The organism is Streptomyces sp. SID5910 (assembly GCF_009862125.1).
In the GTDB taxonomy this organism is placed as follows: Bacteria; Actinomycetota; Actinomycetes; order Streptomycetales; family Streptomycetaceae; genus Streptomyces.
The window spans coordinates 20,257-40,091 of sequence record NZ_WWHX01000740.1; the positions used below are offsets into that span (position 1 = coordinate 20,257).

Below are 19,835 nucleotides of genomic sequence, written 5' to 3' on the forward strand. Positions count from 1 at the left end.
TGCCGCGGACGTCAGACCGCACACGCGCCGCGACCGGAGGCCGGGCCGTGAGCCCGCACCAGTGAGGGGGAGACTGTGAACGAGGCCGGTCTGCAAATCCTTGTCAACGCCGACGACGAGGACTTCGACGACGTCACGCAGGCCCGGGGAGGCACGAAGGGACGCCGGCGAACCGCCAACGGCGAGGTCGCCGCGGTGCCGGTCAGGGTCGAGCAGCTGCGGGCCAACCTCGAGAGCACCGTCGACGCGCTGCGTGAGGTCTTCGGCCGGATCTCCGACGCCGGCGGACGGTTCCCGCTGCGGGAAGTACAGGTCTCCTTCGAGGTGTCCGCCAAGGGCGGCATCCGACTGATCGGTACCAGCGAGGTCGAGGGGAAGGGCGGCATCACCATGGTCTTCGGCGCCGGCGAAGGCAGCCGGTGAGGCCGTGAGCCGCCATCGCGCACTGCTCCTGTTCGTTCCCCGCTTCCAGTCGGAGGGATGGCAGGACCTCGACTACCTCGAAGGCGAGTTCCACAAGGTCAGGGCAGAACTCGGCCAGTGCGGCTACGAGATCTCGCAGGACAGCAGCTGTGACCACGAGGAGCTCACGTACCAGGGACTCACCAGGCGGATCGAGACCTTCCTCCGCAGCGGGAGGCGTGGTGACCACCTCGTGGTGTACCTCAGCGGCCACGGCTTCTACTACGACCGGACCCTGTGGTTCGTCGGTTCGGACTCGGACGGGCTGAGTGACAGCAAAGCCGTCATCCGCAGCTCCAACCTTCCGCTGGACGACCACTGGGCCGACACCGTCGGTGACGACACTCGGGCGGAGAACGTGCTCTTCGTCGTCGACGCATGCCGGGAGCGCCTGTCGACCGACCGCCACGAGCGCCTGTCACCGGTCAAGCCGCTGGCCGGTCACGACAGGCTGACGTATCTCCTGGCCTGCGCTCCCTCGGAGGTGGCGGCCTTCTCCGGCAACGGCGCCGAGCGGTCCAGCCTCTTCACCAAGGCGCTCCTGAACGTCCTGGGCGACGGACACGAGGAGCTCCCCGCCGGGCGGCTGCACACCCTGCTGAGCGACGAGATGGCCGATCTCCAGGAGCGCCACCGGGGCGAGCTCCCCGCCCGGCTCGACCAGCGGCCGAGGCTGAGCGGTGAGCACGGCGAGAAGCAGTTCCCGTTCCTCCCCCGCACCGGGTCTCCCGCCCAGGAACGTCTCCGCCTGCTGTCGGAGCACGCCGTGTGGGACCGCGCGGACACCCGGGGCCAACGGCTCAAGCAGCCGGCGGAGACCGTGGCACGCATGATCAGCGAGCAGCTGGAGGAGGAACGCCGACGCCTCGCGGACCATCCGTGGATCGACTGGGAAGCGGACCAGCGGGCGAGTCACTGGCTGAGCCTGCTCATCGGCAGGTACTTCGCCGACAGCCGGTTCAGCGAGGCGGAGGTCGCCTTCCTCACTCTGGCACCGACGCTCTACCACCTCCAACGGGTCCACAACGCGCAGTTGACGGAGAGGGAGCTCCAGCGTTTCGACGACCAGGACGAGGACTGGGCCGACTACTCGTCCCTTCTCCAGCGCGTTACGCCCGATCGCCGGCCGGCACCGAGGTCGAGGGACGTCCGCACCGTCCGCCTCTGGCTCCTGCAGCAGCGGAGGTCCCAGCTGAGCATGGCCAGTGATCGTCTGTCCGACGGCACACTGGAGGCGTGGCGGCAAGTCTCGAAGTCCTCGCCCTCGTCGCTGCTGCCCGAGCTGCTGGACGTGAAGCTGCTTTCCTGGCTCTTCCAGGCGATGCAGCACGGTGGCAGCATCCTCGCCTCTCCCCCGCCCGAGACGGGACCTGCTGCGGGCACGGTCCGCCGCAGGCTGATCGGATACCTGCTCACCCTGTCGCAGGCCATGGCACTGGATCTGGCCGATCTGCCACGGGTCCTGGTGGACCACCTCCGCAGCGACGACGGAATGAGTCTCCGGCAGGCCAAGAAGACCATCGGTGAAGCGGAGTGGACGACCGGGGACAACAGCCTGGCGCTGGTGGCTTCCTGCCCGCACCAGGCCGTGATGGCCGCTCTGCAGGAGCACGCCGCCTCCGTCGACGGGCTGCTCTACCACGCGAGCCACCGTGTCCCCCGCGACAGCGAAAGCGCGGCCGAGCTCTCGCGGCTCCCCGTGCGAGCCTCCGGCGACCACGTTCTGCCCGAGAGGGGCGAACGGGGACTCAAGTTCCTCTCCGTCGCCACTCGCTTCGGCCTCGACGGCGCGCGCGTGCGTGACCTCCTGACCGGCGAGCAGCTGTATCGCGACCGCTCCCTGGCCGTCCGGGAGCTCTACCAGAACGCCATGGACGCGTGTGCGGTCCGTCAGGCCCGCGAGCAGTGCCGTCCGGCCGGGAAACCGGGACGGCCGGAGTGGAAGCCCAGGATCGAGATCCATCAGAAGAGCGACGGCCACCGCCTGTACGTGGAGTGCGTGGACAACGGCTCGGGAATGGACCGGTACGAACTGGTGGAGGCATTCGCCCAGGGCGGCGCCCGGCTGTCTCATCTCGCCTCCTTCCAGCAGGAGCAGGCGGACTGGGAGAGCCGGGGGATCAGCTTCCATCGCAACAGCAGGTTCGGCATCGGCGTCCTGAGCTACTTCATGCTGGCGGACGAGATCCAGGTCGTCACACGCAAGTTCGACCGTGACGGCACGTTCGGCCAGCCACTGCGCGTCACGGTGTTCGGCCCGGACGACCTCTTCGAGGTCAAGGACCAGGTCGAAGAGCCCGACTTCAACGGCGACGACTGCGGTACCAGGGTCAGGCTCTACCTCAACCCACGACGGGCCACCGACCTGTCCTGTGTGCAGGCGATGCGGAACGTTCTGGCGATCGCCCGCTTCCAGACCCTCGTGACCTACGAGGAGGAGGGCGAGTGGGAGGAATGGTCACCCGACGAGTTCCGGCCCCGTGCGGGCAGCGCGATCGACGCGGGCGGCCAGGTCGTCCGGGGCGGGTACGGGGACGTGTTCTGGTGCGAACGGGGCGGCGCACTCCTCATCGACGGCATCGTGGCAGAGGCCAGCTGGCCCCAGCCCGCGACCGTGTCCTTCCCGAGCAAGGTGGCCGTCGAGGGGGCGGTGGTCAACCTCCGGGGCCGCATCGGTCTTCCCGGCCGCGGGAACCACGCCGTCCCACGCCTCTCCGTCGACCGCAGATCGATCCTGGACGACATCGGTGAGCCCGTCGTCGAACGGTTGCAGCGAGCTGTCGACAGCCTGCCGGGGTCCGGTCTGCTCTCTGAGGAGTGGCTGGAGCGCATGGCCGAGGAGGACCTGCGGATCGCCGATGCCGTGGTGGCGGCACTGAGCTCCAGCCCGGCGCGGCTCACCGACAGGCAGGGGTCGTACGCGCTGGAGCGCACCGGCTACTTCCCGGGCGACCGGTTCGTGCGCGCCGGCTGGGCGGGCGGGGGCCGCAATCACCGCAACACGTTCAGCTCCCTGCCCGGCCACCCCTGGCTGCCCGACCACCTGGCGCTGTGGCGCTACTCCGCGCACTTCCCGGACGGGGTCGCAGCAGCTCTCGCCGAGCACTGCCCCGCGGGGTTCGGTGCGGTTTCACTTGGCCACGCGCTGCCTTCGCACTCCTACGCGCTGGGCTACACCCGGTCTGATCGTCGCGAGCCGCCCTTGTGGCAGTCCGCTCTGCGGCTGTCCGACATCGCGGTACACGCGGACGAGCTGAGTCTCCCCCTCACCGAGGTGATCGACCGTCTTCGTCCGCTCAACATGGACTGGAAGGGCCCCGGCCTTCAGCCGGACGTACCGCCGGCGGACTTCCTCCGGATGATCAGCCTGGACGGCGACGCCCAGGCACCCTGGCTGGAGCCGGGTGATCCGGTTTCCGTGTTCGCCCTTCTGTCGGTCGCGGAGAACTCGCGCCGCCCCGTCCAGCAGCTGGTCGACCTCATGGACCGGCTGGGGTTCTCGACGGAACACTGTGATTACCTGCGTGATTCCACTTCACCCGAGTTCGCGCTGGCCCACCTGGTGGTCAGTCAGCACTGCGACCGAAGAGGCCCTTGGGTGGCCCGAGCCGACGCCGAGCGGATCCTGCACGTTGCGGAGGCGCTGGACATGTCTCCGGACGAGGCACGCGCCGCCCATCTGCGGCTCGGCATCCAGGTCTCGCACCCGACCCGCGCGCTGAGCGGTGACGACGGCACCTGTGAGTTGGTGCACCAGAAGTACGCGGTGAGTCACGACCCCGACCCCTCTCGCGCCGCTTTCGTCTCCGCCCAGATCCTCTGTATCGCCCTCGACGAACGCAGGACGATCGAGGAGACGGTGCGCCGACTACGGGCTCTCGGGTACCGCATGCCCGAGGGCCTGCCCGACCGTCTTCCCGAGCTCCCGGACGAGCTCGTCGGCATGCTGACGTCCGAGGCGCAGGTCCTCGACCTCGCCAGGCCCGTTCCGTTGCCGGCGCTTCATGTGCTGAGCCAGCGCACCGGCCGGCCGATGAAGGAGATCGCCCGTCACCTGGAGGCGCTGGGGCTTCATGTCCCGTTCCGCGACATCCCGGAGGCGCTCACTGCGCAGGACGTCCGGTTGCTCATCAAGTACGCGAGGCAGCACGGTGACCGGCGCAGCGACTGGCTGGCACCCGACCTCCCGGTTCCCGTCGCCCACCTCAGTCTCGCGGCCGCCGTCCTCGCGGAACCGGTCGAGACGTGCGCGGAGCGCCTGCGGCAACTGGGAATGACGACCGAGTCGCCGACCGGCACGGCCAATCGACAGCAACTGTCCGGCACGGACGAACGCACTCTTGTCGGCCGATGGATTCCCTACACACCGGACACTGTCGATCCGGTTCCTCCCGGTCACCTCATCTCCATGATGTTCACCCATGGTTGGACGCCGGAAGAGGCACGGGAACAGTTCGCCCTTCGCGGCATGACCGTCCGGGAGGACCCTCGCGAGAACGCGGCCGTTCTCGACGACCTTGCCCTACTGAGCCTCGCGGGGGACGGAAAATCGCCGCTCGTGCCGCTCGACGACGTCTGGCGGACCGAGCAAGTGGTCCGGGCGGCACACGCGGTGCGCCGCCCGATCCACGAAGTGCGCGCACGCCTGGTCGAACTTGGGGCGCCGGTACCCACGCCGCCCAGCAGGGAGAGCCGGCGGCCCGAGACCGTGCCGAAGCACGGCAGCTTCGGGAGGTCGGCGCTGCCGTCCGACCCGGAGGAAGGACGCGCGGTCCACGTCCTCGACGAGTCCTTGCTCCATACCGGGAAGTTCCCCTGGCTCCCCGAGGATCCCGGCGTCGTCCTGCCCGCGGCTCACGTCTACGTCCTCGCCGGTAAGGAGGACATCAGCCTCCTCTCCGCGAAGGAAAGGCTCTTCGCGGGCGGGCTCCTCGTCCAGGACTTCGAGTACCCCGACCGCCCGCCCAACCTCGGCGAACTGCGACTCCTGCGGCTCAATGCTTCGCATCACAGCGATTGGCTCGATCCTTACTCACCCGTCCCGCTGGAGCATCTGCTGGTGGCGGCTCACGTGCTGAACACCACGGTGTCCGATGTCGCCGCACGCCTCGCCGACCTTGGCGTGAACGTACCGGACGTCGGCCGGCTGGTCGCCGATGCGTGGGCGAAGGTGCCGAAGGAGCACGCCTGACCGCGGGAACGGAAATAAGTCCGGGAATTTCTTCCCGAGCCATCGCAACTGCGGCACCTTTCGACCCGCACTCCTCTTAAATGCGAGTCCGCGTTGCACGAGGTGGACGTCTGACAGTCGCCGACCGGTGCCGATAGGCCAGCCCGCGAGCGGGTGCTCGCGTCGGCTCTGGGGAGCGACGACTGTGGGCCGTCGACAAGCGAGCCTTGACCGACGGCACCGTGGCACCGTATTTTCGAGCGGACCGACTCGTGAGCTGCTGGAAGGAGGCGAAGTCGGATGTCGATCATCTCCGACCTGCATCGCCTCGCGCAGCGGACCGTCTGGGTCCCGGGTCGCGTCGCACACGGCTGCTGACCAGCCTCTTCTTCACTGCGTGCCGAATCTGCGGCCCCGGTGTCCCCTGATCTCCTCACCCGCCCCGCGGCACGCCCTCGCGCGCCGATTTCCGGCCGGGATTCTCACGCGTCAACCGCGCCACCGAAAGAGAAAGTCCCTGAAATGGCGACGAGCATAATCTGTACGACCGCGCTCCGAAATGAGGATGTGCCATGGTAGAGGCACGGATCACGGTCAACGGGAAGAGCACCCCGATTTCCCCGGCCGCACCCCAGACGACGGTCCTCGATTTCCTGCGTGACCGCGGCCTGACCGGGACCAAGGAAGGCTGCGCCGAAGGCGAATGCGGCGCGTGCTCGGTCCTGGTGGCCCGTCCCGGGGTGAACAAGCCGACCGACTGGGTGGCGGTCAACGCCTGCCTGGTCCCGGTCGCCTCCCTCGACGGTCAGGAGATCGTCACCTCCGAGGGCCTGGCCACCGCCGGTGAGCCCGGTACGGCGCCCGCGCTGCACCCCGTGCAGGAGGAGATGGCGGTCCGCGGCGGCTCGCAGTGCGGCTACTGCACGCCCGGCTTCGTGTGCAGCATGGCCGCCGAGTACTACCGGCCCGACCGCTGCGCGCACGCGGCGACGGGCACGGACGCCGACGCGGCCGACGGCCACGACGCCGAGCACGGCCCGAACGGTTTCGACCTGCACTCGCTGAGCGGGAACCTGTGCCGCTGCACCGGTTACCGCCCGATCCGCGACGCCGCGTTCGCCGTCGGCGCGCCCACCGAGGACGACCCGCTGGCCCAGCGCCGCGAGCAGTCCGCGCCCGAGCCGGCCGCCACCGAGTACACCCGCGACGAGGGCACGTTCGTACGGCCGGGCTCCCTGGCCGACGCGGTCCGGCTGCTGCGCGAGCGGCCCGACGCGGTCGTGGTCGCCGGCAGCACCGACTGGGGCGTCGAGGTGAACATCCGCTCCCGCAGGGCCGATTATGTCGTCGCCGTGGACCGGCTGCCCGAACTGCGGGAGCTGCGCGTCGAGTCCGACCACATCGAGATCGGCGCGGCGCAGACGCTCACCGAGATCGAGCGGCGCCTCGACGGCGAAGTACCGCTGCTGGCCGAGCTGTTCCCGCAGTTCGCGTCCCGGCTCATCCGCAACAGCGCCACCCTCGGCGGCAACCTGGGCACCGGCTCGCCCATCGGCGACAGCCCGCCGGTGCTGCTCGCGCTGGAGGCGTCGCTGGTGCTCGCCGACGCCGACGGGGAGCGTGTGGTCCCGCTGGCCGACTACTTCACCGGGTACCGGCAGAGCGTGCGCCGTCCCGGCGAGCTGATCCGCGCGGTGCGGATCCCGCTGCCGCTGTCGCCCGTCACGGCCTTCCACAAGATCGCCAAGCGGCGTTTCGACGACATCTCCAGCGTGGCGGTCGCGTTCGCCCTCGACATCGAGGACGGCGTCGTCCGCAAGGCGCGCATCGGTCTGGGCGGCGTGGCGGCCACCCCGATCCGCGCCCTGGCCACCGAGGCTGCCCTGGAGGGCAAGCCGTGGGTGACGGAGACCGTCGAGGCCGCGGCGCAGGTGCTTCAGGCGCAGGGCACGCCGATGAGCGACCACCGCGCCAGCTCCGAGTACCGCGCCGCGATGCTCGGCCAGAGCCTGCTGAAGTTGCACGCACAGACCCGTGAGGCGGTGTCGTCATGAGCCATCTGTCCGAGCGTCCCGAGAAGCCCGTCGTCGGCGTTTCGATGCCGCACGAGAGCGCGGCCCAGCACGTCACCGGCACCGCGCTGTACACCGACGACCTGGTCCAGCGCACCAAGGACGTGCTGCACGCCTACCCGGTCCAGGTCATGAAGGCCCACGGCCAGATCCTCTCGCTCGACACCGCGCCGGCGCTCGCCGTGCCCGGTGTGGTGCGCGTGCTGACCAAGGCCGACGTGCCCGGCGTCAACGACGCCGGCATGAAGCACGACGAGCCGCTGTTCCCCGACGAGGTCATGTTCCACGGCCACGCGGTGGCCTGGGTGCTCGGCGAGACCCTGGAGGCGGCCCGGCTCGGCGCCGCGGCCGTACGGGTCGAGCTCGACGAGCTGCCCTCCCTGGTCTCGCTCCAGGACGCGATCGCGGCGGGCAGCTACCACGGCGCCCAGCCCGTGATGGAGGCCGGCGACATCGACGCCGGTTTCGCCGAGTCGGCGCACGTGTTCAGCGGCGAGTTCCAGTTCGCCGGCCAGGAGCACTTCTACCTGGAGACGCACGCGGCGCTGGCCCAGGTCGACGAGAACGGGCAGGTGTTCATCCAGAGCAGCACCCAGCACCCGTCCGAGACCCAGGAGATCGTCTCGCACGTGCTCGGCGTGCCCTCCCACGAGGTCACCGTGCAGTGCCTGCGCATGGGCGGCGGCTTCGGCGGCAAGGAGATGCAGCCGCACGGCTTCGCGGCCATCGCCGCGCTCGGCGCCAAGCTCACCGGCCGGCCGGTCCGCTTCCGGCTCAACCGGACGCAGGACCTGACGATGTCCGGCAAGCGGCACGGCTTCCACGCCACGTGGAAGATCGGCTTCGACGCGGACGGCCGTATCCAGGCCCTGGACGCCACCCTGGTCGCCGACGGCGGCTGGAGCCTGGACCTGTCCGAGCCGGTGCTGGCCCGCGCGCTGTGCCACATCGACAACACCTACTGGATCCCCAACGCGCGCGTCGCCGGCCGCATCGCCCGGACCCACACGGTCTCCAACACCGCCTTCCGCGGCTTCGGCGGACCGCAGGGCATGCTGGTGATCGAGGACATCCTGGGCCGCTGCGCACCGCTGCTGGGCCTGGACCCCATGGAGCTGCGGGAGCGCAACTTCTACCAGCCGGGCCAGGGCCAGACGACGCCGTACGGGCAGCCGGTCACGCAGCCCGAGCGGATCTCCACCGTCTGGCAGCAGGTGCAGGACGACGCCGGCATCGCCGACCGCAAGCGCGAGATCGCCGCGTTCAACGCCGCGCACCCGCACACCAAGCGGGCGCTGGCGATCACCGGCATCAAGTTCGGCATCTCGTTCAACCTCACCGCCTTCAACCAGGGCGGCGCGCTGGTGCTGATCTACAAGGACGGCTCCGTCCTGATCAACCACGGCGGCACCGAGATGGGCCAGGGCCTGCACACCAAGATGCTCCAGGTGGCCGCGACCACGCTGGGCATCCCGCTGCACAAGGTGCGCCTCGCCCCGACCCGTACCGACAAGGTGCCCAACACCTCGGCCACCGCGGCGAGTTCGGGTGCCGACCTCAACGGCGGCGCGGTGAAGAACGCGTGCGAGCAGCTGCGCGAGCGGCTGCTCCAGGTGGCCGCCTCCCAGCTCGGGGCGAACGCCTCGGACGTCCGTATCGTCGAGGGCGTCGCCCGCGCCCTGGGCAGCGACAAGGAGCTGGCCTGGGACGACCTGGTGCACACCGCGTACTTCCAGCGTGTGCAGCTGTCGGCGGCCGGTTTCTACCGCACCGAGGGGCTGCACTGGGACGCGAAGTCGTTCCGGGGTTCGCCGTTCAAGTACTTCGCCCACGGCGCCGCCGCGACCGAGGTGGAGGTGGACGGCTTCACCGGCGCGTACCGCATCCGGCGGGTCGACATCGTGCACGACGTCGGCGACAGCCTGTCCCCGATGATCGACATCGGTCAGGTCGAGGGCGGGTTCGTGCAGGGCGCGGGCTGGCTGACGCTGGAGGAGCTGCGCTGGGACACCAGTGACGGCCCGAACCGGGGCCGGCTGCTGACCCAGGCGGCGAGCACGTACAAGCTGCCGAGCTTCTCGGAGATGCCCGAGCAGTTCCACGTCACGCTGCTGGAGAACGCCACCGAGGAGGGCGCGGTCTTCGGGTCCAAGGCGGTCGGTGAGCCTCCGCTGATGCTGGCGTTCTCGGTGCGCGAGGCGCTGCGGCAGGCCGCCGCGGCGTTCGGGCCGGCCGGCATCAGCCTGGAGCTCGCCTCCCCGGCGACGCCGGAGGCCGTGTACTGGGCGATCGACGCCGCCCGCAAGGGGGGCTCCCAGGGGCTCGGCGAGGCCAGTGAGATCCCCACCGGCGTCAACGCCCTGAGCAATGCCTGACATGACCTGGGTGGCCGCGGTCGCGCGGTTGCGAGCCCGCCGGGAAGCCGGTGTGCTCGTGACCGTCGCGGCCGTGCGCGGTCACGCCCCCCGCAAGGCCGGCGCCAAGCTCGTCGTGGGACCGTCCGAGGCGTGGGGTTCCATCGGCGGCGGCAACATCGAGGCGGTCGCGATCGACCGGGCCCGTGAGCTCATCGGCAAGCACGACGCGGAGCCGGAGCTGATGGAGTTCAAGCTCAACGACAAGGTCACCAACCGGCACGGCGTGCAGTGCTGCGGCGGGGCCGTCACCGTGCTGCTCGAACCGCTGCCGGTGGTGCCGGCGGTGGCGGTGTTCGGCATCGGCCACGTCGGGCTGGAGCTGGCCCGCATCCTGGCCCGCCAGCACATCGATCTGCATCTGGTCGACAGCCGCCCCGACATGCTGACCGACGAGCGGCTCGCCGTGCTCACGGACGCGGTGGCGCAGGTCCATGTGCACCACACGCCGCTGCTGCCCGAGGAGGTGCTCGGGGAGCTGGCGCCGGGCACCCATGTCCTGATCATGACGCACGACCACGCGGAGGACGCCGCGCTGGCCGACGCCGCCCTGCGCACGGCCGGTCTGGGCTCGATCGGCCTGATCGGCTCGGCGGCCAAGTGGACGCGGTTCCGGCACCGCCTGGCCACCGAGGGCGGCCACGACGCGGCCACCATCGACCGGATCAAGACGCCGATCGGCCTGGCCGAGATCACCGGCAAGGAGCCCGCCACGATCGCCGTGAGCGTCGCGGCGGACCTGCTGCGCAGCTTCGAACAGGACGGCCGCTGAGCGGTGCCGGTCGGTGACGCCGACCGGCCCGGGCCTCGATCCAAACAACAGGGACGACGGCCGGCCGGCCTTGTAGAAGTCTACGAAGAGCCGGTCTCCGCCTGCGGGGTTTTCATGTTTTCCACCCCTAGCTGACGCCCCTCGACGGGCTGTGTACTCCTCTCACAAGCCGCTCTTCGCATGCCGACGAATCCTGAAGCCCGACAGATGCGGCGCTGTCCCGCATGGGGCGGAGCATCCGGGGAATTCCCCACCGTGTCCGAGAAGGAGTGACCGTGACCGCGCACACCCAAGAAGCGAGCATCCAGGACCTCAAGCGCGCCTGGATGGAAGAGGCGATCAGCCTGGCCACCAACAGCGTGATGAACGGCGGCGGTCCGTTCGGCGCCCTGGTCGCCAAGGACGGGCAGGTCGTCGCGCTCGGGAACAACCAGGTCACCGCGACCCTGGACCCGACGGCGCACGCCGAGGTGACCGCGCTGCGTGCCGCCTGCAAGGAGCTGGACACCTTCTCCCTCGAGGGCTGCGTGCTGATCACCTCGTGCGAGCCGTGTCCGATGTGCCTGTCCTCCGCGCTGTGGGCGCGTGTCGACGGGATCGTGTACTCCGCCGACCGGCACGACGCCGCGGTGGCCGGTTTCGACGACCGCAAGTTCTACGACCTGTTCGACAAGAAGCCGCAGTCGAGCTGGCCGACGCGCATCGAGCACCTGGACCTGCCGAACCGTACGGCGCCGTTCGACGCGTGGCTCGCCAAGTCGGACCGCATCGACTACTGACCCCCGGTTCTCCCCGCGCCGACGGCAGCTCCTCGCCGGGCCCGGGACAGCGGTGACCCCGCACATCACCGCTGCCCGCGCCGGTCGCCCTCGGCGCTTCCTCGCACCGGCGGGGCCTCCCGGCGGGCCACCGCGACGCCGATCGCACCGACGATGAGCAGCACGGCGACGGTGCCGAGGGTGAAGGCCTCGAAGGCGGCGCGGGAGACGCCCCAGACGTCGTGGAAGACGTAGTCGATGCCGAAGAGCCCCTCCAGGATCCCGGGGAAGAGCGCCGACCACGAGCCGATCACGATCCACGCGTAGACGAGCGCCGCGCAGACGAGGAAGCCGCGGGTGCCGAACGGCACCCGGTAGGGCCGCGGGACGTCCGGCCGGCGCAGCCGCAGGACGACCAGCGCGGGGACGATGACCAGGTAGGACAGCAGCAGCGTGGTCACGGCGACGGTCAGGACCACGGCGAAGACGTCGGCCGCGTCGCCGTCGGCCAGCCGCATGGCGGCCAGCATGAAGACCGTGGCGACGGCGCCGGAGAGCAGGTTGGTGCGCACCGGCGTGCCGAGCCGCGGATGGAAGACGCCGAGGGCGCGGGTGAAGAAGCCGCCGTCGGCCGCGGCCATGGCCTGCATCCGGTCGCTGACGATCATCCAGGCGCTGCCCTGGGTGAGCAGGGCGAAGACGAACATGACCGCGGTGGCCTTCAGCAGCGGGCCGGCCGCCGGGCCGTAGACGCCGAAGACGAGGCGGGCTCCCTCCATGAAGCCGCCGATGCCGGTGACCTGGTCGGTGGGGACGACGGCCAGCAGCGCGAGGACCGGCAGGAGATAGCAGCAGGCCGCGACGGCCGCGGAGCGCCCCAGGGCGGCGGGCACGTCGTGCTGGGGGTCGTGCATCTCCTCGCCGGCGGCGTTGGGGGCCTCGAAGCCGACGTAGGCGAACAGCAGGATCGGTACGAGGGCGAGGAAACCGGCGGTCGTCGGGGTGAAGTCGGCGTCGGACAGGCCGTGGAAGCCGTGCCGCACGCCGTAGAGGACGGCCGTGAGGGTGAACAGCGCGAGGGAGAGGACCTTCGCTCCCGCGCCCGCCGTGGTGATCCACTTGCCGCGGCGCAGGGAGACCACCGCCGTCAGGATGGCGATCCAGACGAAGAGCAGCTTGAAGGTGTAGTCGGCGAACGTGCCCGAGCCGAGGCGGAAGACGAACCCGTCCCAGGTCTGCGCGGCGAGGAAGACCAGCGAACCGCCCAGCCAGATCGGGTTGGTGACCCAGTACATGAGGGTCGTCAGTGCGGCGGCCGGGCGGCCGAGGGCGAGCCTGACCCACACGTACGGGCCGCCCTCCTGCGGGAACGCGGCGCCGGTCTCGGCGAACAGCAGGGCGTAGGGGACGAGGAAGAACAGCGCGATGGCCGCCGTCCAGGTGGCGGCCTCGCCGCCGCCGGTGGCGATCTGGCCGATGGTGTCGAAGGAGATGACCGCGGCGACGGCCATGGCGGTGATGTCGAAGCGCTTGAGGCTGCGCTGGAGGGCGCCGTCCGCGGGCGCGTCCGCGCGTGGTTCGGCCGTGGAGAGGTGCGAGGAGGACACGGGCAGTTCCTTGGAGGGAGAAGAGACACTGCGAGGAGCGCGTGCGGGCGCCGGGGACGGTGTGGGGTCCGTGTCGGGTGGTGCTGGGCGGGGAGGCCCGGTGGCGGACCGGGCCTCCCCCTCGGGTGGTGTCAGGCGCCGCGGATCCGGCCGTCGGGGCCGGTGCGCTCCAGGACGCCGCGCAGCGCGGAGGCCACCTCCTTGGCCTCGGTCTCGGTCATGACGAGCGGCGGGGACAGCACCAGGCTGTGCGCCGAGTCGCGCACGATGACGCCGGTCTCGCGGCGGATCACGTCGTGCGGCATGCGGTCCGGGTCCAGGGGCAGCGGGGCGCGGGTGGCGCGGTCCTGGACGAGCTCCACGGCCAGCATCATGCCGACCGAGCGGATCTCGCCGACGATCGGCAACTCCCCGAGCTGGGACTGGAGTTCGCCGTGGAGGAAGGCGCCGAGTGAGGTCGCGCGGGCGAGGAGGCCCTCCTTCTCGATGAGGTCCAGGTTGGCGGTGGCCACGGCGGTGGCGACGGGGTGGCCGTTGTAGGTGTAGCCCATGGGGAAGCCGTGGTCGCGCAGCAGGACCTCGGCGACGTGGTCGCCGACCAGCAGGGCGCCGAGGGGCACGTAGCCGGAGGTGATGCCCTTGGCGGTGACGATGATGTCGGGGGTGACGCCGAAGTACTGGGCGGCGAACCACTCGCCGACGCGGCCGTAGGCGGTGACGACCTCGTCGAAGATCAGCAGGATGCCGTGCCGGTCGAGGACCTCGCGCACCCGGGGCCAGTAGTCGGCGGGCGGGACGAGCATGCCGCCGACGCCCATGATGGGCTCGCCGATCATCGCGGCGATGTTGCGCGGGCCGATCTCCGCGATGCGCTCCTCCAGTTCGCGGACGAGGAAGTCGGTGACCTGCTCGGGGCTCAGGGACTGGTCGCCGTAGAGGTCGCCGCGGTACGGCCACGGGGGCGTGAGGTGGGAGACGTGCGGCATCATCGGGGCGAAGCCCTCGTGGTAGAGCGGGAAGCCGGTCGCGGAGCCGCCGCCGTAGCCGATGCCGTGGTAGGCCTTGCTGCGGGCCAGGATCCAGGTCCGGCTTCCCTCACCGCGCCGGTGGTGGTAGTAGCGGGCCATCTTGATGGCCGCCTCGTTGCCCTCGGAGCCGCCCGAGGTGAAGTAGACGTGGTCCATCCCCTCGGGGGCCAGGGAGGCCAGGCGGGCGGCGAGTTCGATGGCGCGCTCGTTGGAGAACTCCCAGAAGCTGGTGAAGTACTCCAGCTTCTTCATCTGCTCGTGGGCGACGTCGGCGAGTTCGGTGCGGCCGTGACCGACCTGCGCGAGCCAGAGGCCGCCGGTGGCGTCGAGGTAGTCGCGGCCCTCGGAGTCGGTGAGGCGGCAGCCGGAGCCCGAGGTCATGACGACGCGCTCGGTGGCGCTGCCCGGCAGGTAGGGGTGGATGATGTGCGCTCGGTCCAGCCGGCTGAGGTCTGCGGCGGTGCGGGTCATGGGAGGTGCGTCCTTTGCTCGATGCCGATGGCGGGATGGGTGTCAGTGGCGGGACCGGGGACGTCCGTGGCGCCGGCGGGGTCAGGAGTGGGTGATCCAGGTCGTCTTCAGGCCGGTGTACTTGTCGAAGGAGTGCAGGGAGAGGTCGCGGCCGTGGCCGGACTGCTTGAACCCGCCGAACGGGGTCAACGGGCTCAGCGCGTCGACCGTGTTGACCGACACGGTGCCCGCCCGCAGATCCTCGGCGACGCGGTGCGCCCGGCCCAGGTCCCGGGTCCACACGGACGCGGCCAGCCCGTAGGCGGAGTCGTTGGCGAGTCGGACGGCCTCGGCCTCGTCGCGGAAGGGCAGCACCGTCAGCACCGGCCCGAACAGCTCCTCCCGGACGAGCGGGTCCTGCGGCGTGAGGCCGGTGACGACGGCGGGGTCGACGTAGGCGCCGTCGCGGTCGGGGCGCGTGCCGCCGCACACGAGGGTGCCGCCCGAGGACCGCAGCGCTTCGAGGACGCGCTCCGCCTGGGCCTCGTCGACGAGCGGCCCGAGACGGGTGGCGGGGTCGAGCGGGTCGCCCGGCAGCCAGGCGCGGGCGTGTTCGGCGACCCGGGCCGTGAACTCCTCCGCGACGGCGGCCTCGACCAGCAGCCGGGTGTTGGCGGAGCACACCTGCCCGGCGTTGTAGACGAAGCCCCAGGCGGCGCGCTCGGCGGCGGTCTCCAGGTCGGCGTCGGCGAAGACCACGTTGGGGCTCTTGCCGCCCGCCTCGGGCCACACCTGCTTCATGTTCGACTCGGCCGCGTAGGCGAGGAAGCGCCGGGCCACGGCCGTGGACCCGGTGAAGACCAGGGAGTCCACGTCCGGGTGGAGGCCGAGGGCCCGCCCGGTCGTCTCCCCCGGTCCCGGTACGACGTTCAGGACGCCGTCGGGCAGGCCGGCCTCCGCCGCGAGCTCGGCCAGCAGCAGCGCCGACTGCGGGGACTGCTCGGCCGGCTTCAGCACCACGCTGTTGCCGGCGGCCAGGGCGGGCGCCAGCTTCCAGCTCGCGATGTCCAGCGGGAAGTTCCACGGCACGACCGCGCCGACGACGCCGAGCGGTACGCGGCGCACCAGGGCGAGGTGGCCGGGCGGGGCCGGGGCCACCTCGTCGTAGAGCTTGTCGACGGCCTCGGCGTACCAGGCGAACACGCCGGCCGCCCCGGGCACGTCGGTGCCGTACGACTCCGTGACGGGCTTGCCCATGTCGAGGGTGTCGCAGAGGGCGAGTTCCTCCCCGTGCTCCTCGATGAGGCGGGCCAGCGCGAGCAGGATCCGCTTGCGCTCCGCGGGTGCGGTGCGCGACCAGCGGCCGTCCTCGAAGGAGGTGCGGGCCGCCGTCACGGCCCGGTGGACGTCGGCGGCCGAGCCGGCCGCCACGTGCGCGGTGGTCTTGCCGGTCGCGGGGTTCACGGTGGGGAACCACGTGTCGTCGGCGGGGTCGGTCCACGCCCCGTCGACGAAGAGCTGCGTGCGGGGGGTGAACGCTGCGGCGCGCTGCCGCCAGTGGGCGTACGTCTGCATGCTGTGGCCTTCGGATGCGTCGTGGGACGCCGGGCGGAACCGGAGTCCGTCGGATCGGGTGTGGCCTGGGCCGTCTCGGTGAGCGCCGCCCGGGAACGGCGGCGCCGCGGCGGCGGGGAGTCGACCGGAGTGCCCGCGTCGACTTCTTTGAGCCGAGATTCAAACAATTGAGGGCCACGACGTCAATGCCCCCGGCCGGCACTTCTTGCGAAAACTGACATCCGCAGCAGAGAATCGACCACCATGGGGAAAGCGGGCAGACCACGCAACCAGACGGCACGCCGACAGGCCCTCGTGTCCGCCGCCGGCCAGGCGATCGCGGAACGCGGACTGGAGGGCCTGCGCATCAAGGACATCGCGGACGCGGCGGGGGTGTCCCAGGGCTCGGTCCTGTACTACTACCCGGAGCTCGACGACCTCGTCCTGGAGGTGCACCGGGGCGCGGTGGAGAGCTACCTGGCCTCCCGGCAGCGGGCCTACGACGAGGCGCCCGACGGCACCGCGGCGGGACGGCTGCGGGCCCTGCTGCACAGCGGGCTGCCGCGGATGACGGACGATCCGGTGCACGGCCTGCTGTACGAACTGCACCGGCGCGCCGGCCGCAGCCCGGGCCACGCCGAGCTGATGACGTCCCTCTTCGCCCGCGAGGTCGGGCTCTACACGACCGCCCTGGAGGTCGGCGCCGCGACGGGCGGCTTCACCCTCGCCGCGCCCGCGCACGACCTGGCGCACGGGCTGGTGGCCCTGGAGGACGGCTACGGCCTGCACATCGTCAGCCACAACGCGGCGCTGCGCCCCGACCGGGCGCTCGACCTGCTCGTGGCACACGCGCGGGCGGTGACGGGGTGCCCGGACCTCTAGGGCCTGGGTACGCTCAGCGCTCCGCGGGGCGTGCCGCGATCTCCCGCAGCAGGTTCATCACGGCGCGGGCGCGGGCGGTCTGGGTCATGCCCGCCACCGAGGCGATCGTGACTTCGAGCGGGCGGCCGCCGTCCCGGAGCGGCAGTTCCGCGATCTCGCCGCCGCCGTACGTCTGGCTGGTCGCCGGCCGCTGGTTGAGGACGGAGTAGCCGAGCCCCCGGGCCACCAGGGACCGCACCGCCTCGTAGCTCTGGGTGCGGTAGCGGACGTCGGGCGCGGTGCCGGTGGCGGCCACGAGCGAGCGGAAGTAGTCGCGGCTGTGCGGCAGGTCCAGCAGCACCAGCGGCTCGGCGGACAGTTCGGCGAGCTCCACGCTGTCCCGGCCGGCGAGCGGGTGGCCGGCGGCGATGATGACGTAGGCCGGGGCGTGGGCGATGGTCTCGCTGTGCACGTCGGGTTCGGCGCCCAGACCGAGGTCGTAGGTGAGGGCGAAGTCGATGCGTCCCGCGGCCAGGGCGTGGACGAGCTGGTCCGTCTCCCCCTCCACCACGTCGATCTCGATGCCGGGGTGGCGTTCGGTGCACTCGCTGAACAGGGGCGGCAGATAGTAGGGGGCCAGGGTCACGAAGCAGCCGACGGACACCGGCCCGGAGACGGCCTCGCCCTCGCCCCGGGCCTCCCGTTCGACCTCCCGGGCGCGGGCCAGCAGGTCCCGTGCCTGCTGCCGCAGCCGCTCCCCCGCCGGGGTGAGCGTCAGCCCTCTGCCCCGGCGGCGGATGAACAGCTGCACGCGCAGGTCCCGCTCCAGGTTGTAGACGGCCGCGGTCACGGCGGACTGCGCGATGTGCAGCTCCGCGGCCGCCTCCGTCATCGAACCGTGCTCGGCTGCGACGAGGAAGTAGCGCAGCTGAACGAGAGTGAAACCCACTGGTGAGGTCATGTGCGGCCCTTGTGCCCGGTGATGTGTGCCCGGCCCCGAGCCTATGCGGCGTCGTCCGGCACCGACTGGGAGGGCGCCGGGCGACAGGGCACCGGCCGGGAGGGCGCCGGGCCGGAGACGTCCTCGGGACGCAGCAGGCCGGAACCGGCGGTCTCGGGCAGGGACAGCGCGGCGACCAGGCCGGCCACGGCGGCCACCATCAGATAGGGCCCGGGCACCAGGGTGCTGCCGGTGGCGGAGATCAGCACCGTCATCAGGTACGGCACCGTGCCGGCGAACAGGGCGGCGGTGAGGTTGTACGAGATGGACAGACCGCTCTGGCGCGTGCGGGTGGGGAAGGTCTCCGCCGACCACACGGCGTACGTGCCGAGGATCGCCGCCAGGATGACGCCGAGCAGCAGACCGGCGGCCCAGGTCCCGACCAGCCCCGTCCGCATCAGGAGGAAGGCCGGGGTGGCGACGACCAGCAGGGTCGCCGTCGCCCCGACGAACACCGGCTTGCGCCCGACCCGGTCGGACAGCAGGCCGAACAGCGGCACCAGGACGAGCCCGAGCAGCGAGATCACCACCGACAGCAGGGCGGCGCTGCCGTCCGAGTGCCCCAGCTCGTCGGTCTCGTAGGTGACGAGGTAGGTCAGCACCGCGTAGAAGGGCACGTGCATGGCGGTCATCAGTCCCGCCGCCTGGAACAGTTGCCGCCGGTGGGTGCGCAGCAGCTCCCGTACGGGGCTGCGCGGCACGGAGTCGTTGGCCTCCAGGGCCCGGTACTCCGGGGTGTCCTCGATCTTGTTGCGGATGACGAAGCCGATGACGCCGAGCGGAGCGGAGATCAGGAAGGGGACGCGCCAGCCCCAGGAGGTCAGCTGAGCGTCGTCGAGTCCCGCCGACAGCAGCAGGAACACGAACGAGCCGGCGAGGAAGCCCAGCAGGGAGCCGACCTCCAGCCAGCTGACGCCGAAGCCGCGTCGGCGCCGGGGCGCGCTCTCGGCGAGGAAGCTCGCCGCGCTGCCGAACTCGCCGCCCGCGGCGAAGCCCTGGACCAGGCGCAGGAGCACCAGGAGCAGCGGGGCGGCGATGCCGATGGACTGGTAGCCGGGCAGCAGCCCGATCGCGAGGGTCGCGCCGGACATCATGAAGATGACCAGCGACAGGGTGCGCTTGCGGCCGATCCGGTCGCCGAGCGGCCCGAACACCAGGGCGCCGACGGGCCGGATGCCGAAGGACACGGCGAACACGCCGAACACGGCGAGCAGTCCGGTCGTGCTGTCCTCCGCCGGGAAGAACACCGTCGCGACGGTACCGGCGAGATAGGCGTAGGCGGCCCAGTCGAACCAGTGCACGAACACGCCGACGGCTCCGGCGGCGACGCTCCTGCGCAGTGCCACCGTGTCGTCGGCGGCCACCCCGGCCTCGGTCGTGGTGGCATCGCTGTTACGGGTGCGCATACGCGCCTCCTCGTGGGGATGGGTGAACCGTGGGATGGGTGAACCGTGGGTTGGGTGAGCGGAGCTGTCGGGGGTGCGGATGCCGTCGGCGCCGGCGGCCGCGTCGTCAGAGCGCGGGCAGGCCGGTGAGGGACGCGGGGCTGGTGAGGTCGCGGATCTGCGCCTCGGTCAGCAGTCCGCGTTCGCGCACCAGGTCGAGCGGCGGTCTGCCGCTGCGGTGGGCCTCCAGGGCGATGGCGCTCGCGTTCTCGTGTCCGAGCGCCGGACTGAGCGCGGTGACA

At 71.2% G+C, this 19,835-nt stretch carries 12 protein-coding genes and 1 pseudogene; 7 read left to right on the forward strand and 6 right to left on the reverse strand.

Annotation, left to right across the window (positions count from 1 at the left end; all coding sequences use genetic code 11):
* Positions 1-75: 75 nt before the first annotated feature.
* The 6 genes from GTW67_RS25995 to GTW67_RS26020 all read left to right on the forward strand — a co-directional run bounded on the left by GTW67_RS25995 (position 76) and on the right by GTW67_RS26020 (position 11,669).
* Positions 76-423 carry a Pepco domain-containing protein gene (locus GTW67_RS25995; protein ID WP_161167212.1) on the forward strand — a complete coding sequence of 116 codons (348 nt, stop codon included), beginning with the start codon at positions 76-78 and terminating at the stop codon, positions 421-423.
* A gap of 4 nt (positions 424-427) precedes the next feature.
* Positions 428-5,653, forward strand: a complete 5,226-nt coding sequence (locus tag GTW67_RS26000) for a wHTH domain-containing protein (protein ID WP_161167213.1) — start codon at positions 428-430, stop codon at positions 5,651-5,653.
* A gap of 551 nt (positions 5,654-6,204) precedes the next feature.
* Positions 6,205-7,686: a xanthine dehydrogenase small subunit gene (locus GTW67_RS26005; protein ID WP_161167214.1), complete on the forward strand. Its 1,482-nt coding sequence runs from the start codon at positions 6,205-6,207 to the stop codon at positions 7,684-7,686.
* Positions 7,683-10,079, forward strand: coding sequence for a xanthine dehydrogenase molybdopterin binding subunit (gene xdhB / locus GTW67_RS26010; RefSeq protein ID WP_161167215.1), 2,397 nt, complete (start codon positions 7,683-7,685; stop codon positions 10,077-10,079). Before GTW67_RS26005 ends, xdhB begins: the two co-directional genes overlap by 4 nt.
* 1 nt (position 10,080) lies before the next feature.
* Entirely contained in the window at positions 10,081-10,890 is an 810-nt protein-coding gene (xdhC, locus tag GTW67_RS26015) for a xanthine dehydrogenase accessory protein XdhC (RefSeq protein ID WP_202437708.1), read from the forward strand.
* 269 nt (positions 10,891-11,159) lie between these two features.
* Positions 11,160-11,669, forward strand: a complete 510-nt coding sequence (locus tag GTW67_RS26020) for a nucleoside deaminase (RefSeq protein WP_346010743.1) — start codon at positions 11,160-11,162, stop codon at positions 11,667-11,669.
* A 65-nt stretch (positions 11,670-11,734) separates the two neighbouring features.
* On the opposite strand, the gene GTW67_RS26025 is transcribed toward GTW67_RS26020, so the two are convergent.
* From GTW67_RS26025 to GTW67_RS26035, 3 genes are all read right to left on the reverse strand, one after another.
* Entirely contained in the window at positions 11,735-13,255 is a 1,521-nt protein-coding gene (locus tag GTW67_RS26025; protein ID WP_346010744.1) for an APC family permease, read from the reverse strand.
* Between the two features lie 131 nt (positions 13,256-13,386).
* Complete coding sequence (locus GTW67_RS26030; RefSeq protein ID WP_161167217.1) at positions 13,387-14,754, reverse strand: aminotransferase family protein; 1,368 nt, start codon at positions 14,752-14,754, stop codon at positions 13,387-13,389.
* Between the two features lie 81 nt (positions 14,755-14,835).
* Complete coding sequence (locus GTW67_RS26035) at positions 14,836-16,308, reverse strand: aldehyde dehydrogenase (protein ID WP_161167218.1); 1,473 nt, start codon at positions 16,306-16,308, stop codon at positions 14,836-14,838.
* 243 nt (positions 16,309-16,551) lie between these two features.
* Here GTW67_RS26035 and GTW67_RS26040 point away from each other — a divergent pair, with 243 nt between their 5' ends.
* Positions 16,552-17,169, forward strand: coding sequence for a TetR/AcrR family transcriptional regulator (locus tag GTW67_RS26040; protein WP_161167219.1), 618 nt, complete (start codon positions 16,552-16,554; stop codon positions 17,167-17,169).
* A 13-nt stretch (positions 17,170-17,182) separates the two neighbouring features.
* Here the strand turns inward: GTW67_RS26040 and GTW67_RS26045 are convergent, their stop codons facing one another.
* From GTW67_RS26045 to aspA, 3 genes and pseudogenes are all read right to left on the reverse strand, one after another.
* Positions 17,183-18,109, reverse strand: coding sequence for a LysR family transcriptional regulator (locus GTW67_RS26045; RefSeq protein ID WP_161167220.1), 927 nt, complete (start codon positions 18,107-18,109; stop codon positions 17,183-17,185).
* 41 nt (positions 18,110-18,150) lie between these two features.
* The gene (locus GTW67_RS26050) at positions 18,151-19,554 is read right to left on the reverse strand and encodes an MFS transporter (protein ID WP_161167221.1); all 1,404 of its coding nucleotides are present in this window, start codon (positions 19,552-19,554) and stop codon (positions 18,151-18,153) included.
* A 106-nt stretch (positions 19,555-19,660) separates the two neighbouring features.
* A pseudogene (gene aspA / locus GTW67_RS38380) lies at positions 19,661-19,835 on the reverse strand (aspartate ammonia-lyase); the annotation flags it as partial.

Bases quoted from the DNA above. Each gene is read 5' to 3' on its own strand.
- GTW67_RS26005 (WP_161167214.1), top strand. From the start codon at position 6,205: ATGGTAGAGGCACGGATCACGGTCAACGGGAAGAGCACCCCGATTTCC.
- GTW67_RS26030 (WP_161167217.1), bottom strand. From the start codon at position 14,754: ATGACCCGCACCGCCGCAGACCTCAGCCGGCTGGACCGAGCGCACATC.
- GTW67_RS26035 (WP_161167218.1), bottom strand. From the start codon at position 16,308: ATGCAGACGTACGCCCACTGGCGGCAGCGCGCCGCAGCGTTCACCCCC.
- GTW67_RS26050 (WP_161167221.1), bottom strand. From the start codon at position 19,554: ATGCGCACCCGTAACAGCGATGCCACCACGACCGAGGCCGGGGTGGCC.
- xdhC (WP_202437708.1), top strand. From the start codon at position 10,081: ATGACCTGGGTGGCCGCGGTCGCGCGGTTGCGAGCCCGCCGGGAAGCC.
- GTW67_RS26040 (WP_161167219.1), top strand. From the start codon at position 16,552: ATGGGGAAAGCGGGCAGACCACGCAACCAGACGGCACGCCGACAGGCC.
- GTW67_RS26045 (WP_161167220.1), bottom strand. From the start codon at position 18,109: ATGACCTCACCAGTGGGTTTCACTCTCGTTCAGCTGCGCTACTTCCTC.
- xdhB (WP_161167215.1), top strand. From the start codon at position 7,683: ATGAGCCATCTGTCCGAGCGTCCCGAGAAGCCCGTCGTCGGCGTTTCG.